This window comes from Providencia sp. PROV048 (genome assembly GCF_033688165.1).
Classification (GTDB): domain Bacteria; phylum Pseudomonadota; class Gammaproteobacteria; order Enterobacterales; family Enterobacteriaceae; genus Providencia; species Providencia hangzhouensis.
Genome location: NZ_CP096360.1, coordinates 58,583 through 74,713, shown reverse-complemented (window position 1 = coordinate 74,713; position 16,131 = coordinate 58,583). Strand labels below are relative to the sequence as shown.

General features: G+C 43.7%; 9 protein-coding genes, 2 tRNA genes and 3 rRNA genes. 3 read left to right on the top strand and 11 right to left on the bottom strand.

The features are described from left to right. Positions 1-252: 252 nt before the first annotated feature. From rrf to M1F26_RS00280, 5 genes are all read right to left on the bottom strand, one after another. Positions 253-368 (bottom strand): 5S ribosomal RNA (rrf, locus tag M1F26_RS00300). Between the two features lie 141 nt (positions 369-509). Beyond that, positions 510-3,593 (bottom strand): 23S ribosomal RNA (locus tag M1F26_RS00295). Between the two features lie 325 nt (positions 3,594-3,918). Next, positions 3,919-3,994, bottom strand: a tRNA-Ala gene (locus M1F26_RS00290). A gap of 138 nt (positions 3,995-4,132) precedes the next feature. Further along, positions 4,133-4,209, bottom strand: a tRNA-Ile gene (locus M1F26_RS00285). Between the two features lie 65 nt (positions 4,210-4,274). Beyond that, positions 4,275-5,814 (bottom strand): 16S ribosomal RNA (locus M1F26_RS00280). Together the 16S, 23S and 5S rRNA genes with 2 tRNA genes alongside form the textbook arrangement of a ribosomal RNA operon. Positions 5,815-6,361: 547 nt before the next feature. On the opposite strand from M1F26_RS00280, the gene M1F26_RS00275 reads away from it, so the two are divergent. Together M1F26_RS00275 and mdtD are read left to right on the top strand one after the other, a co-directional pair. Then, positions 6,362-7,060: a FadR/GntR family transcriptional regulator gene (locus tag M1F26_RS00275; protein WP_004906351.1), complete on the top strand. Its 699-nt coding sequence runs from the start codon at positions 6,362-6,364 to the stop codon at positions 7,058-7,060. Between the two features lie 47 nt (positions 7,061-7,107). Next, the gene (gene mdtD / locus M1F26_RS00270; protein WP_140172700.1) at positions 7,108-8,511 is read left to right on the top strand and encodes a multidrug transporter subunit MdtD; all 1,404 of its coding nucleotides are present in this window, start codon (positions 7,108-7,110) and stop codon (positions 8,509-8,511) included. Here the strand turns inward: mdtD and rbsR are convergent. The 6 genes from rbsR to rbsD all read right to left on the bottom strand — a co-directional run bounded on the left by rbsR (position 8,508) and on the right by rbsD (position 14,332). Further along, positions 8,508-9,509 carry a ribose operon transcriptional repressor RbsR gene (gene rbsR / locus M1F26_RS00265; RefSeq protein ID WP_164564183.1) on the bottom strand — a complete coding sequence of 334 codons (1,002 nt, stop codon included), beginning with the start codon at positions 9,507-9,509 and terminating at the stop codon, positions 8,508-8,510. The two genes, mdtD and rbsR, sit on opposite strands and share 4 nt — an antisense overlap. Positions 9,510-9,512: 3 nt before the next feature. Further along, positions 9,513-10,442 carry a ribokinase gene (gene rbsK / locus M1F26_RS00260; protein WP_004906346.1) on the bottom strand — a complete coding sequence of 310 codons (930 nt, stop codon included), beginning with the start codon at positions 10,440-10,442 and terminating at the stop codon, positions 9,513-9,515. An 80-nt stretch (positions 10,443-10,522) separates the two neighbouring features. Further along, on the bottom strand, positions 10,523-11,413 hold the full coding sequence (gene rbsB / locus M1F26_RS00255) for a ribose ABC transporter substrate-binding protein RbsB (RefSeq protein WP_004906343.1): 891 nt from the start codon (positions 11,411-11,413) through the stop codon (positions 10,523-10,525). An 18-nt stretch (positions 11,414-11,431) separates the two neighbouring features. Then, the gene (gene rbsC / locus M1F26_RS00250; RefSeq protein ID WP_318837638.1) at positions 11,432-12,394 is read right to left on the bottom strand and encodes a ribose ABC transporter permease; all 963 of its coding nucleotides are present in this window, start codon (positions 12,392-12,394) and stop codon (positions 11,432-11,434) included. Continuing rightward, positions 12,391-13,905: a ribose ABC transporter ATP-binding protein RbsA gene (gene rbsA, locus M1F26_RS00245; protein ID WP_096863684.1), complete on the bottom strand. Its 1,515-nt coding sequence runs from the start codon at positions 13,903-13,905 to the stop codon at positions 12,391-12,393. Before rbsA ends, rbsC begins: the two co-directional genes overlap by 4 nt. A 7-nt stretch (positions 13,906-13,912) precedes the next feature. Beyond that, positions 13,913-14,332: a D-ribose pyranase gene (rbsD, locus tag M1F26_RS00240; protein WP_004906336.1), complete on the bottom strand. Its 420-nt coding sequence runs from the start codon at positions 14,330-14,332 to the stop codon at positions 13,913-13,915. Positions 14,333-14,612: 280 nt separating this feature from the next. On the opposite strand from rbsD, the gene ravA reads away from it, so the two are divergent. Further along, positions 14,613-16,130 carry an ATPase RavA gene (ravA, locus tag M1F26_RS00235; protein ID WP_096863683.1) on the top strand — a complete coding sequence of 506 codons (1,518 nt, stop codon included), beginning with the start codon at positions 14,613-14,615 and terminating at the stop codon, positions 16,128-16,130. Position 16,131: the final 1 nt, after the last annotated feature.

Genomic DNA, 16,131 nt, shown 5'->3' with positions numbered 1-16,131 from the left:
ACACACTCTCATTAATGATGGTGATAGATAGAGGGGAGCCCCAAGAGTAGCTAAAAAAGATGAAGAGACGTGTAATACATCGTCTAATGAGAAAGTAAGCGATAAAAAAGGAATTAAAATTAGGGAGTAAAGCATTAAGGAACTGAGGAACTAAAGCTTAGGCCCCCCTCCTAATCTCAACACCCACTGTTTTTCTTTTTTTCTCCAAACGCAAAAAAGCCACCCAATGGGTGGCTTTCTCACTAATTTAATGTCTGGCAGTTCCCTACTCTCACATGGGGAGACCCCACACTACCATCGGCGCTACGGCGTTTCACTGCTGAGTTCGGCATGGGGTCAGGTGGGACCACCGCGCTATTGCCGCCAGACAAATTCTGTTTCGTTCCCGTTTGCGCTTATTACTCTTCGCAAACCAGAACCTCAATCTCAAACAAGCTGCGTGTCCTTCACCTTGCGGCTTCTCACTTCTCGAAAACAACTCTATCTCTCTAAAACACCTTCGGTGTTGTCAGGTTAAGCCTCACGGTTCATTAGTATTGGTTAGCTCAACGTATCGCTACGCTTACACACCCAACCTATCAACGTCTTAGTCTTAAACGTTCCTTTAGGACTCTTAAAGAGTCAGGGAAGACTCATCTCAAGGCAAGTTTCCCGCTTAGATGCTTTCAGCGGTTATCTCTTCCGCACTTAGCTACCGGGCAATGCCATTGGCATGACAACCCGAACACCAGTGGTGCGTCCACTCCGGTCCTCTCGTACTAGGAGCAGCCCCTTTCAATCTTCCAACGCCCACGGCAGATAGGGACCGAACTGTCTCACGACGTTCTAAACCCAGCTCGCGTACCACTTTAAACGGCGAACAGCCGTACCCTTGGGACCTACTTCAGCCCCAGGATGTGATGAGCCGACATCGAGGTGCCAAACACCGCCGTCGATATGAACTCTTGGGCGGTATCAGCCTGTTATCCCCGGAGTACCTTTTATCCGTTGAGCGATGGCCCTTCCATTCAGAACCACCGGATCACTAAGACCTACTTTCGTACCTGCTCGAGCCGTCACTCTCGCAGTCAAGCTGGCTTATGCCTTTGCACTAACCGCATGATGTCCGACCATGCTTAGCCAACCTTCGTGCTCCTCCGTTACTCTTTGGGAGGAGACCGCCCCAGTCAAACTACCCACCAGACACTGTCCGCACCCCGGATAACGGGGCAACGTTAGAACATCAAACATTAAAGGGTGGTATTTCAAGGTTGGCTCCACGCAGACTGGCGTCCACGCTTCAAAGCCTCCCACCTATCCTACACATCAAGGCTCAATGTTCAGTGTCAAGCTATAGTAAAGGTTCACGGGGTCTTTCCGTCTTGCCGCGGGTACACTGCATCTTCACAGCGAGTTCAATTTCACTGAGTCTCGGGTGGAGACAGCCTGGCCATCATTACGCCATTCGTGCAGGTCGGAACTTACCCGACAAGGAATTTCGCTACCTTAGGACCGTTATAGTTACGGCCGCCGTTTACTGGGGCTTCGATCAAGAGCTTCTCCTTACGGATAACCCCATCAATTAACCTTCCAGCACCGGGCAGGCGTCACACCGTATACGTCCACTTTCGTGTTTGCACAGTGCTGTGTTTTTAATAAACAGTTGCAGCCAGCTGGTATCTGCGACTGGCTTCAGCTCCATGAGTAAATCACTTCACCTAATGCCAGCGTGCCTTCTCCCGAAGTTACGGCACCATTTTGCCTAGTTCCTTCACCCGAGTTCTCTCAAGCGCCTGAGTATTCTCTACCTGACCACCTGTGTCGGTTTGGGGTACGATTAATGATAATCTAGAGCTTAGAGGCTTTTCCTGGAAGCGGGGCATGAGCTACTTCATCACCGTAGTGACTCGTCATCGGACCTCAGCATATAGTGAACCGGATTTGCCTAATTCACCTGCCTACATCCTTAAACCGGGACAACCGTCGCCCGGATAGCCTAGCCTTCTCCGTCCCCCCATCGCAATTATCACCAGTACGGGAATATTAACCCGTTTCCCATCGACTACGCATTTCTGCCTCGCCTTAGGGGTCGACTCACCCTGCCCCGATTAACGTTGGACAGGAACCCTTGGTCTTCCGGCGTGCGGGTTTTTCACCCGCATTATCGTTACTTATGTCAGCATTCGCACTTCTGATACCTCCAGCATGCCTCACAGCACACCTTCACAGGCTTACAGAACGCTCCCCTACCCAACAATATTTACATATCGCTGCCGCAGCTTCGGTGCATAGTTTAGCCCCGTTACATCTTCCGCGCAGGCCGACTCGACCAGTGAGCTATTACGCTTTCTTTAAATGATGGCTGCTTCTAAGCCAACATCCTGGCTGTCTGAGCCTTCCCACTTCGTTTCCCACTTAACTATGACTTTGGGACCTTAGCTGGCGGTCTGGGTTGTTTCCCTCTTCACGACGAACGTTAGCACCCGCCGTGTGTCTCCCGTGATAACATTCTTCGGTATTCGTAGTTTGCATCGAGTTGGTAAGTCGGGATGACCCCCTAGTCGAAACAGTGCTCTACCCCCGAAGATGAGTTCACGAGGCGCTACCTAAATAGCTTTCGGGGAGAACCAGCTATCTCCCGGTTTGATTGGCCTTTCACCCCCAGCCACAAGTCATCCGCTAATTTTTCAACATTAGTCGGTTCGGTCCTCCAGTTAGTGTTACCCAACCTTCAACCTGCCCATGGCTAGATCACCGGGTTTCGGGTCTATACCCTGCAACTTATTCGCCCAGTTAAGACTCGGTTTCCCTACGGCTCCCCTATACGGTTAACCTTGCTACAGAATATAAGTCGCTGACCCATTATACAAAAGGTACGCAGTCACCCCATCCTCAAATGTCCCGCTTGGCTTTGCGGCCAATCTTGCCCGATTTTTTAACTTCCGCTGCTCATGGACTTCGATGTCCACTGCGCTGCGGCTTGAAAAAATCAGCCAATCTTGTTGGCAAATCCTGCGCTGTTATTGTGATGGTTTTACACCCTCACTCAATTGCCGAGGCACTTGAGTGATGGGGCTCCCACTGCTTGTACGTACACGGTTTCAGGTTCTATTTCACTCCCCTCGCCGGGGTTCTTTTCGCCTTTCCCTCACGGTACTGGTTCACTATCGGTCAATCAGGAGTATTTAGCCTTGGAGGATGGTCCCCCCATATTCAGACAGGATAACACGTGTCCCGCCCTACTCGTCGAGTTCACAACACTAACACCTTCGGATACGGGGCTATCACCCTTTACTGCCGGACTTTCCAGACCGTTCTCCTGATGCTAATGCTGATTAAGACTCTGGGCTGCTCCCCGTTCGCTCGCCGCTACTAGGGGAATCTCGGTTGATTTCTTTTCCTCGGGGTACTGAGATGTTTCAGTTCCCCCGGTTCGCTTCGTTTGACTATGTATTCATCAAACGATAGTGCAACGAATTGCACTGGGTTTCCCCATTCGGAAATCGTCGGTTGTAACGGTTCATATCACCTTACCGACGCTTATCGCAGATTAGCACGTCCTTCATCGCCTCTGATTGCCTAGGCATCCACCGTGTACGCTTAGTCGCTTAACCTCACAACCCGAAATTGTTTCAACGTTCACCTTACTGTCATGGCTGTGCGTGCATTCCTTCTTTGTTGGGCAGTGCTCGCAATGCTCACATACTTATGTATGCTGCGCTTGCTGTGCGCTGGCCGCCGCGAAGGACTGACTGCTCGCTCATGCTACTCGCTAAAGTGACCGAAAATTTCAGGTCTGAAATTTTGAGAGACTCTCACATTGTTTAAGCGATAAACAATGTGCGTTGTTTTCAATTTTCAGCTTGTTCCAGATTGTTAAAGAGCATAATTATTCGCAATAGACTATTACTAATCTATTCTGAATAATCAGAAAAATTATGGTGGAGCTAAGCGGGATCGAACCGCTGACCTCCTGCGTGCAAGGCAGGCGCTCTCCCAGCTGAGCTATAGCCCCATAAAGGTATTTTCGGTATCAATGAATCTCTTTATAAGATTTTCTTATTCGGAGGTCTTTTTTCTTAGGCAAGGCGTGGATTAGCGAAGTTTACTTTTGGGTAAACGAGCTGAGCCATAACGCAGCATAAGAGAAAAGTGGTAGGCCTGAGTGGACTTGAACCACCGACCTCACCCTTATCAGGGGTGCGCTCTAACCACCTGAGCTACAAGCCTATCGATACCGCTACTCTATTTCATCAGACAATCTGTGTGAGCACTTCACAAAAACACTTCAATGGTAAGGAGGTGATCCAACCGCAGGTTCCCCTACGGTTACCTTGTTACGACTTCACCCCAGTCATGAATCACAAAGTGGTAAGCGCCCTCCCGAAGGTTAAGCTACCTACTTCTTTTGCAACCCACTCCCATGGTGTGACGGGCGGTGTGTACAAGGCCCGGGAACGTATTCACCGTAGCATTCTGATCTACGATTACTAGCGATTCCGACTTCATGGAGTCGAGTTGCAGACTCCAATCCGGACTACGACGTACTTTATGAGTTCCGCTTGCTCTCGCGAGGTCGCTTCTCTTTGTATACGCCATTGTAGCACGTGTGTAGCCCTACTCGTAAGGGCCATGATGACTTGACGTCATCCCCACCTTCCTCCGGTTTATCACCGGCAGTCTCCTTTGAGTTCCCGACCGAGTCGCTGGCAACAAAGGATAAGGGTTGCGCTCGTTGCGGGACTTAACCCAACATTTCACAACACGAGCTGACGACAGCCATGCAGCACCTGTCTCAGAGTTCCCGAAGGCACTAAAGCATCTCTGCTAAATTCTCTGGATGTCAAGAGTAGGTAAGGTTCTTCGCGTTGCATCGAATTAAACCACATGCTCCACCGCTTGTGCGGGCCCCCGTCAATTCATTTGAGTTTTAACCTTGCGGCCGTACTCCCCAGGCGGTCGATTTAACGCGTTAGCTCCGAAAGCCACTCCTCTAGGGAACAACCTTCAAATCGACATCGTTTACAGCGTGGACTACCAGGGTATCTAATCCTGTTTGCTCCCCACGCTTTCGCACCTGAGCGTCAGTCTTTGTCCAGGGGGCCGCCTTCGCCACCGGTATTCCTCCACATCTCTACGCATTTCACCGCTACACATGGAATTCTACCCCCCTCTACAAGACTCTAGCTGACCAGTCTTAGATGCCATTCCCAGGTTAAGCCCGGGGATTTCACATCTAACTTAATCAACCGCCTGCGTGCGCTTTACGCCCAGTAATTCCGATTAACGCTTGCACCCTCCGTATTACCGCGGCTGCTGGCACGGAGTTAGCCGGTGCTTCTTCTGTCGGTAACGTCAATCGTTGATGATATTAGCATCAACGCCTTCCTCCCGACTGAAAGTACTTTACAACCCTAGGGCCTTCTTCATACACGCGGCATGGCTGCATCAGGCTTGCGCCCATTGTGCAATATTCCCCACTGCTGCCTCCCGTAGGAGTCTGGGCCGTGTCTCAGTCCCAGTGTGGCTGATCATCCTCTCAGACCAGCTAGGGATCGTCGCCTAGTTGAGCCATTACCTCACCTACTAGCTAATCCCATATGGGTTCATCCGATAGCGCAAGGACCGAAGTTCCCCTGCTTTGCTCCTTAGAGATTATGCGGTATTAGCTACCGTTTCCAGTAGTTATCCCCCTCTATCGGGCAGATCCCCATACATTACTCACCCGTCCGCCGCTCGTCAGCGAGAAGCAAGCTTCCCCTGTTACCGCTCGACTTGCATGTGTTAGGCCTGCCGCCAGCGTTCAATCTGAGCCATGATCAAACTCTTCAATTAAAAAGCTTGATGCTCAAAGAATGTTTACTGTCGTATGTCTTCTTGCGAAAACATATTACCTATTAGTTCATATATATGAATTAACGTGTTAGTCACTCTTCAAGACTTAAAATCAAATATTTTTTTGATAGTGTCCTGTGAGTGCCCACACAGATTGTCTGATAAATTGTTAAAGAGCGTTGCGACATTTCTTTTTTTGAAATTCGACTCAGTTTTTATTAACTTAGGTCGTTGTCGCGAGGTGTCGTATATTACGTTTTTTATTTAGAAAGTCAAGCGTTTATTTTCAACTTTTTTTCTTTCTCACCTCTGTTATCACTGGGTTATGAAGTTTTCTTCTAACCGGTTTGTCGTGACAACGGATGCGCATTATAGGGAGTCGAAAAATTCTCGCAAGTGTTTTTTTGAGTTTTTATCTTGTTCGTGTTTTTTTTAGCCAAAAACATATTTATAAGTTAAATTAGGTCTATATGTTGACTATTTAAGCAGCAATCACACATCTACTCACGTAATATATGCATCTAAGAATTATGCTTTGAGATGAATTATGGAATTAAGTAAGCAACAAACAGCCTCACAAAAAAATCGCTCTTATATTATTGCAGAAAATCTTGGCCAGTTGATTTTAACCAGCGCCTATTTACCTGATTCCATTTTACCCAGCGAATTAGAATTATCAGAACAATTCCAAGCGAGTCGAACAGCAATAAGAGAAGCAATAAAAATATTAGCGGCAAAAGGAATGGTATTAGCACGCCCCAAAATAGGTACCCGTGTTATGCCTCCCTCAAATTGGAATTTTTTAGACCAAGATCTCTTAACATGGTGGTCCAATAGTGAAGAGCAATCGGTCGTAATGGAACACTTTAAAATGGTTCGACTCGCAATAGAACCTCAAGCTTGTTATCTTGCGGCTATACATGCGACAAAAGAACAAAAACAATCATTACAATTATTAGCAAGTGAAATGCAGTTACTCGCCAAAGAATTTGACAGAGCGCATTGGGTGAAAGTTGATTATCATTTCCATTTAACTATTTACAAAGCTTGTGCCAATCCTTTCTTAATTTCTTTTGCTAATTTATTCCGTTCTATTTATCTGCGTTACTTTGATGTCATTACTAATAATGAGGTTATAGAGGTCGAAATTCATCAACAACTTGCCAATGCAATTATTCATGGTAAAAGTACAGTAGCACTCGACCTTTGCTATAACTTACTAACGATTACCCAAAAGCAAGACTAACAAAACAATATTCCATTAAAGCTTTCATTTATTTGTATAGGTAACTGATGTTCAAAACAGCGAAAAATATGTCTGGCCTTCCATGGATTGCGGCAATGGCCTTTTTCATGCAAGCGCTTGATGCCACAATTTTGAATACGGCTTTACCTGATATTGCAAGAAGCCTCGATCACTCGCCGCTTGCGATGCAATCAGCCGTAGTCAGTTATACGCTTACTGTTGCTCTATTGATTCCTGTTAGCGGCTGGTTTGCAGATAGATTTGGTACAAGACGTATATTTATTTTAGCGGTTTCTTTATTTTCTCTTGGTTCATTACTTTGTGCCCTTTCGCCTTCCTTAAATTTATTAGTGACCTCTAGGGTTATTCAAGGAATTGGTGGGGCAATGATGATGCCAGTCGCCCGCTTAGCCTTAATAAGGGCTTACCCTCGAAGTGAGTTATTACCTATCTTAAATTTCGTCACCATCCCTGGTTTAGTAGGGCCAATATTGGGGCCTCTATTAGGTGGTATCTTAGTAACCTATGCAACTTGGCATTGGATATTTATTATTAATATTCCTATTGGTGTTTTAGGTATTTTTTATGCCTTAAAACATATGCCTGACTTTAAAATGCCAAAACGTAAATTTGATACTTTAGGGTTCTTATTGTTTGGTTCCGGCTTAGTCATGCTATCTGTCAGCTTAGACTTATTCAGTGATAAATCTCTTTCAACATCGATTCCAGTCACTATTGTCTTAGTCGGCTTTCTCTTCTTATTTGTTTATATTTTCCATGCAAGACGCACTAAGCACGCAATAATCCCATTGAATTTATTTAAAACGCGTACATTTTCTATTGGGATCAGCGGTAATATCGCGACACGCTTAGGAACAGGCAGTATTCCATTTTTAATGCCATTAATGTTGCAGGTGGGTTTTGGTTACGAAGCCGTTGTGGCAGGAATGATGATGGCACCACTAGCAATAGGGTCAATCACTGCTAAATCGGGAGTTACTCGGGTCCTAACTAAGTATGGCTACCGTAATACATTATTTGTTATCACCATTATTATTGGATTAATGATCGCACAGTTTTCCTTACAATCACCAAGTATGTCGATTTACCTGTTAATCGTACCTTTATTCATTTTAGGAATGGTGATATCAGTGCAGTTCACCGCAATGAATACTATTTGCTTGGCTGATTTAACAGACAATAATGCGAGTGCGGGAAATAGTATGTTAGCGGTGACTCAGCAACTATCGATAAGCTTCGGTATTGCAGTCAGTGCTGCAATCTTAAACTTCTATGGTGGACAACCTAATAGCAATACGGTCGATAATTTTCACTACACTTTTATTACCGTTGGTGTCATTACGCTTATCTCAGCTTTTGTCTTCTTATTATTAAGTAAGACAGATGGTGATAATTTAATAAAAAACAAAACCAAAAAAGCGAAGAATTAATATTTTTTAACCGATTGGCGCTCAATTAGCTCAGGGGTAAGAACCAAAACGCTCGCCTTTGCTTCTGGGTTATCCATACGATAAATAAGTTGGTCAACAGCCTGTTGGCCTAACTTATCTTTTGGCTGATGAATTGTTGTTAGTGGTGGGATCATATAAGGTGAAAGATCGATATCATCATAACCAATAATTGAAATATCATCAGGTACTTTCAAGCCCTTTTGGTATATCGCTTGATAAGCTCCCACCGCCATCGCATCATTACCGGCAAAAATAGCCTCGGGAGGGACAGGTAAGCTAAGCAGTTTATTCATAGACTCAAACCCACCAGCAAATTCAAAATCACTGAAAATGATATAATCATCATAAATATTAATGCCGCCATCTGTCATGGCTTGAATAAAACCTTGATGGCGTGCCCTTGCTGGTGATTTGTCTTGTGGTCCTGCAATACATGCAATACGGGTAAAGCCAGATTCAATAAGGTAACGAGTGGCTATTTCCCCACCCAGAAAAGAGTTATCTTGAATGATATCGCCATCTGATTCGAATGGTGACCAGTCCATCATAACCGTTGGCACAGCGGGGTAACGAGCCAAAACATTTTTTGATGGCCCTTGAACTTCTGTGCACATAATCAATAGCCCATCAACACGCTTTTGTAGCAACGTTTCTAAACTATGATTCATCCGCTGAAGGTCACCTTCAGTGTTGCACAAAATCAAACTATAACCGCGTTCGTAGCAACTCCGCTCTACCCCCCGCACTACTTCTGCGTAGAATGGGTTATTACTTGTTGTCAGTAACATCCCAATCGTATTAGTACGATTCATTTTTAAACTACGCGCTAACGCAGAAGGGGCATAGTTTAACTCTTCAATCGCATTTTTAACGCGAGTGGTAATGCTCTCGCTGACATAGCGATTTTGATTAATAACGTGAGAGACGGTGGATGTCGACACCCCCGCAAGGCGTGCCACATCTTTCATTGTTGCCACAAGTTAATCCTGTTGAGTCAAAAACTGGTCAATTTCTTTACGCCATGGAACAGACGGTTGAGCTCCTGGGCGAGTCACAGCTATCGCCGCCGCCGCATGAGCAAAAATAATCGCTTCTTCGTCAGCCTTACCTTCAAGCAGTGCAGTAACGTAAGCCCCATTGAATGTATCACCTGCGGCAATAGTATCCACTGCTTTTACGCGAAATGCAGAAATTATTTTACCTTCTGCACCTTTTTCACTATACCAAACACCTCGAGAACCAAGTGTTATCATCACTTTACTAATACCTTTTTGATGTAAGGCTTCAGCTGCATCCTGAGCACCTTGATTATCATTAACCGCAATACCTGTTAAGTGTTCAGCTTCTGTTTCATTTGGTGTGATGATATCAACTAATGATAATAATGAATCAGGTAATGATTGAGCAGGTGCAGGGTTCAAAATGACTTTCGTATTGTTTTTCTTAGCTATTTCAGCGGCCATTTGTACTGTTTCAATGGGGGATTCCAGTTGCATCAATACCGCATCCGCTTCCACAATTTTTTGCTGATAATGAGCTAACCTTGCCTTGGTTAGTTGCGCATTTGCACCTGCATTGATGCCAATTGTATTTTCCCCTTGTTGATTCACATAAATGAGGGCGACACCTGTCGTTTCACCTTCAATTGCATCAATACATTCAGTTTTAATATTATCGAGAGATAACTGTTTTTTTATACTCACACCAATATCGTCATCACCAACACAAGCAATAAACGTTATGTCAGCACCACTGCGACCTGCTGCAACAGCTTGGTTGGCGCCTTTCCCGCCAAATGCAACTTGGTAATGATCGCCTCTAACGGTTTCACCCGGCTGAGGGAAATGCTTAACATTTAATATATGATCCGCATTGATACTACCGAGAACCACCAGTTTTGCTGTACCCATAACGTTTATTTCCTTTTTTGATGACCCAATGAATTGCAAACTAAAATAAACCGCCGCAGTATGCCGCGGCGGTTTTTATCTTATTGTTTTACCACTAATTCTAATTCAACCGGAACCGTTGAATCCACTTTTTCGCCTTTTAAGACTTTATCTGCAATCTGAACACCAACAATCCCAATTTGGTCTGGACGCTGTGCAATAGTTGCACCTAATTTTCCACCTTCAACAGCTTTGATACCATCATTTGTTCCATCAAAACCGACAACCAGAACATCAGTACGGCCTGCGGTTTGTAAAGCTCTTAATGCCCCTAATGCCATTTCATCATTTTGAGCAAATACCGCTTGAACAGCGGGATGTGCCGTTAACAAGTTTTGCATTACGTTCAAGCCTTTTGTTCTATCGAAATCAGCAGGTTGGCTCGCCAGTAAATTGAATTTGTGCTCTTTTGCTCCAGTACTAAAACCTTCACCGCGCTCACGCGCTGCTGATGTACCTGAAATACCTTCTAATTGAATCACTTTCGCTTCATTGCCTGTTTTTTGTGCAATATAGTCGGCAGCCATTTTCCCGCCCATGCGGTTATCTGATGCCACATGGCTGACAACTTCACCTTTGTTAGCTGCTCTATCCAAAGTGATGACAGGTATATTTGCTTTATTAGCCATTAATATTGAGTTACCCACCGCATCTGAATCCGTTGGGTTAATTAACATTAATTTTGTACCACGAACGGTTAAATCTTGAACGTTGGCTAATTCTTTAGCTGGATTATCTTGGGAATCTAAAACAATCAGCTCATAACCCAATTTATCCGCTTCTTTTTGTGCGCTATCTTTCATCGTCACAAAGAACGGGTTATTCAATGTAGAAATTACGAGTGCAATGCTATCTTTCGCCATCGCATTGACACTAACGGTTGCACTCAGTGCAACTGCAGATAATAACGTTGCTAGTTTGTTCAGTTTCATAATAATTTTCCTGTAGGGTTACTTTTTATTATCAACAAGTACAGCGAGTAAGATGACGACAGCTTTAACAATCATCTGGTAGTTTGACGAAATACCTAATAAGTTTAATCCATTGTTTAAGAAACCAAGGATAAGCGCACCAATCAATGTTCCGACGATACGCCCCTTACCACCAGCAAGGCTGGTACCACCAAGTACAACCGCAGCGATAGCATCAAGTTCATACCCATTACCTGCCATTGGCTGAGCTGATGATAAACGTGCAACTTCAATGACACTCGCCAATGCCGCTAGCAGTCCACATAAGGCATAAACCACTATTTTAATGCGGTCGACATTAATACCAGAAAGACGGGTAGCCGCTTCATTCCCACCAAGTGCGTAGATGTAACGACCAAGGCGAGTATGGTGCAACATATACCATGCCGCAGCAAAAACGATGATCATTAACCAGACTGGGGTAGGAATACCAAATGGGCGGCCAATACCAAACCAACCAAATAAGTCTGCGTTATCACTAAATCCTGTATTGATAGGGCTGCCGTCTGTGTAAACTCGTGTCACACCACGCAGTAGTAGCATCATGACTAAAGTCGCAATGAAAGCTTGGACTTTTCCTTTTGCAACAATCACTCCTGTACATGCACCGATAGCAGCACCAAGTGCTAGTGCTCCCGCAACAGCCACTAATGCGTTAACTTCCGCTCCAACCATTGAGGCCGCAACCGCTCCCGTTAAGGCCAATAAGGACCCAACAGAAAGGTCGATTCCTGACGTTAAGATAACTAATGTCATCCCAAACGCCATAATGGCGTTGACGGAGGTTTGTTGTAATATATTGAATAGGTTATTAACCGTAAAAAAATTCGGGCTTAATGTTGATACGATTGCAATCAAAACTAATAGTACGATTAATGATTTTTGCTCCATCAGCCATGCTTTGCTGAACCAGCGTTTTGATGATGCGGTAGTTGAACTCATACTGATAACTCCTGAACTGAGCCATAATTTTTACCCACTGCGGCAGCCATTAAGGCTTCCTGAGTCGCGTCTTTGGCTGAAAATTCGCCGCTGATATGACCTTCGTGCATCACCAAAATGCGGTCACTCATTCCTATTACTTCAGGCATTTCTGAAGAAACTAAAATGATACTCAGCCCTTCTTTTTTAAACTGGTTAATTAGTTGATAGATTTCTTTTTTAGCACCAACGTCTACACCACGAGTTGGCTCATCGAGGATCAGTACTTTTGGTCTTGTCATCAAACCGCGCGCAATGGCCACTTTTTGCTGGTTTCCACCAGAAAGATTACCAATTATTTGGTCCATAGACGGGGTTTTAATATTGAATAATCGTATGAAATCGCTAACGGTTTGCTGCTCTTCACCATGCTTGAGGCTTCCCCCCGCACGACTGAAATAACGTAATGCCGTCAATGACATATTTTCTTTCACTGACATGCCTAATACTAATCCATCACGTTTACGGTCTTCTGAAATATAAACAATGCCACTGTTTAAGCCATCTTGTGGTGTTTTCAGTGTTACGGGTTTGCCTTCCAGTTTTATCGTGCCTGATTTTTTTGTCGCCGCGCCGTAGATGATTTTCATCAACTCTGTACGCCCCGCGCCCATCAAACCAGATACACCTAAAATTTCCCCACTCTTCAGGGTGAAATTGGCATTTGTTACACCTGGTCCAGATACATCTTCAAGCTGCAGCCTAATTTTTCCAGTTTCTACCTCAACCCTTGGATATTGGTCTTCAAGTTTACGACCAACCATCATTTCAATGAGTTTTTCTTCTTCTAATTCACTCACGGGTTTCTCACCAATAAACTGGCCATCGCGAAACACCGTTACATCGTCGCAAATTTCAAAAATTTCTTTTAAACGATGAGAAATATAAACAATGCCACAGCCTTGAGCTTTTAAGTCTTCGATAACTCTAAATAAGGATTCTGTTTCCGTGTCCGTTAGCGCATCAGTGGGTTCATCCATGATAATCACTTGTGATTGGAAGCTAAGGACTTTGGCGATTTCCACCATTTGTTGTTCGCCAATAGAAAGCTCTGCAATAGTTTGATGGCTATCATAATCAAGGTTAAGCCGTTTAAGCAGTTTGTCAGACTCACTGAACATTTTTTTCCAGTTAATTTTGCCAAATGCATTAACATACTCTCGGCCTAGAAAAATATTTTCAGCGATGGTTAATTCAGGGATCAGGTTGAGTTCTTGGTGGATAATCCCAATACCCGCCTCTTGGGAACTTTTGGGCCCATTGAACGCCACCTCTTTGCCTAAATAGCGGATTTGCCCGGCATCTTTTTTATAAATACCTGTCAGCACTTTCATCATGGTTGATTTACCAGCCCCATTTTCCCCCACCAGCGCCATGACTTTCCCTGGATAGACATTCAATGTCGCACCACTGAGGGCTTTTACCCCTGGAAATGATTTATCAATCCCGATAAGTTCTAATAAAGGTTGCATAGTCACCTCAGAAAGTCACACCAGAACAAAGAATAACGTTAGCGAACGGTGAACATTCCCCTGTTCGGATCACCGCTTTACTGTCATGAGTCAGTTGTTTAAAACGTTCATGACTGCAATAAATAATTTCAATCGTATTGTTTTGAGTGACTTCTAACTGTTGTAAGTGAGCCAAAATAGCAGCTTCCATTTGTGGGTTAATGGTGCTGATTTCCTCTGCTAGAATGACTTTTTCAACTTGCATCTCTTGGGTGATGACACTTAAAACTGACATGAAATCTGGTAAGCCTTGCGTAATGGCTAAATCAATACGTTCCGTTCCTTGATAAATGGGTAAACCTGCATCAGCAAGCGTTATTTGGTCTGTATGACCTAATCTTGCGATTACAGAGGTAACGTTGGCATTAAGTAAAACACCCTTTTTCATTTTTCACCGCCATTCCAGTAAGCGAAACGTTTCGCTCATGTAATAATAGTAAAGATAAGTCACAACTCAATATTGATGATTAATATTTGTGATCAATATCGAAACGTTTCGTTCGTGTTGAGAAAGTTTAAAAACAATAACTTATTGAATCACTTATAGCTGAATCGTTTTTTCTGATTTCTTGGGGCATATCAAAGAAAAATGGAAAAATAGGTCGCAGTATGTAATAAAAGAAATTGATAGTTTTAATATCAACGCTTCTATAATAAAAGGAATGAATATGCAGCTTGCTGAACGAATAGCCCAATTAAGCAATTACCTTGAAAGCGGTTTATATGAACGCCAGCAAGCTATTCGTTTGTGCTTATTAGCCACATTAAGCGGTGAAAGCGTATTTCTATTAGGCCCTCCAGGTATTGCCAAAAGCTTAATTGCACGAAGAATGAAATATGCTTTTCGTCACGCAAACGCTTTTGAATACTTAATGACGCGATTTTCAACACCGGAAGAAATCTTTGGTCCTCTTTCAATACAGGCGCTAAAAGATGAAGGACGATATGAACGTTTAACCAAAGGTTATTTACCAGACGCTGAAGTCGTATTTCTTGATGAAATATGGAAAGCGGGCCCAGCCATTTTAAATACCTTATTAACGGCGGTTAATGAGCGCAAGTTCCGTAATGGTGATGAAGAAAAATCCATCCCTATGCGATTATTAGTAACTGCATCAAATGAATTACCCGATGCAGATAATAGCCTCGAGGCGCTATTTGACAGAATGCTAGTACGTATTTGGCTGGATAAAGTGCAAGAGAAACAAAATTTTCGCGCACTGTTAACAGGAAAATCATCGCTGAATGAATCTCAAATGCCAGAGCATTTAAAAATCAGTGATGAAGAGTACCAACAGTGGCAACAAGAAATTCCTAAAATTACGCTACCCGATCACTGTTTTGAACTTATTTACCAATTACGCCAGCAGTTAGATGCTACAGATAAACAACTTTATGTTTCCGATAGGCGCTGGAAAAAAGCAGTTTACCTATTACAAGCAAGTGCTTTCTTTAATGGTCGCAACAGCGTATCTCCTCTAGATCTTGTGTTATTAAAGGATTGTCTGTGGCATGACATGCAATCGATGAATACTTTACCGCAACTATTGCAGTCATTATTACAAGAAGATGGCTGGCAACAGAGAAAGTTAACTCGCGAAATAGAGCAAATTTATCAGCAATGGATGTCATCGACCCAAGACCAAAACAACCAAGATGCATTTAAAGTCAATAAAAACAATGCGATGTTTGCTCGTAAAGCGTCTTACGTATTGCCCGAAAATATCAGTGACGGTCGAATTACCCTGTTTTTACATCGTCCACTTCAACTGCATAATATGAAAGTTACCTTTGTAACAACTGATAAAAAGTCACTAATAACCTTCTTAAATAAAGGAACGACACTGTCCGCTCATCTAAATGGGATTGGTTTTGCGCAAGACATTGCTGCTGAGGTAAATAATTTAAACCAGATACAGTTATTAGATGTAAGTCATCAATCATCTACTTTATATATTCAAGATAAAACCTCGTCACTTGCGCCAAATACAAATAACCAAGAGTGGCTAGACAAGCTAGATAAAATTCAAGGTGAGATTCAAGCCGCACGCTATCAGTTTGAAAAACAGCAGCCCAACTTATTTATTGAACCACACTGGCTTGCGGATATTGAACAAAGTTTTATAAAGCTCACTGAAAAGCTAAACCAATTACGTAACCAAATCACGGGTAAAGTGGCCGAATAGC

What these genes read in the sequence shown, in the direction of transcription:
- rbsB (WP_004906343.1), bottom strand. Translation starts at nt 11,413, where the DNA reads ATGAAACTGAACAAACTAGCAACGTTATTATCTGCAGTTGCACTGAGT.
- ravA (WP_096863683.1), top strand. Translation starts at nt 14,613, where the DNA reads ATGCAGCTTGCTGAACGAATAGCCCAATTAAGCAATTACCTTGAAAGC.
- mdtD (WP_140172700.1), top strand. Translation starts at nt 7,108, where the DNA reads ATGTTCAAAACAGCGAAAAATATGTCTGGCCTTCCATGGATTGCGGCA.
- rbsK (WP_004906346.1), bottom strand. Translation starts at nt 10,442, where the DNA reads ATGGGTACAGCAAAACTGGTGGTTCTCGGTAGTATCAATGCGGATCAT.
- rbsD (WP_004906336.1), bottom strand. Translation starts at nt 14,332, where the DNA reads ATGAAAAAGGGTGTTTTACTTAATGCCAACGTTACCTCTGTAATCGCA.
- rbsC (WP_318837638.1), bottom strand. Translation starts at nt 12,394, where the DNA reads ATGAGTTCAACTACCGCATCATCAAAACGCTGGTTCAGCAAAGCATGG.
- rbsA (WP_096863684.1), bottom strand. Translation starts at nt 13,905, where the DNA reads ATGCAACCTTTATTAGAACTTATCGGGATTGATAAATCATTTCCAGGG.
- M1F26_RS00275 (WP_004906351.1), top strand. Translation starts at nt 6,362, where the DNA reads ATGGAATTAAGTAAGCAACAAACAGCCTCACAAAAAAATCGCTCTTAT.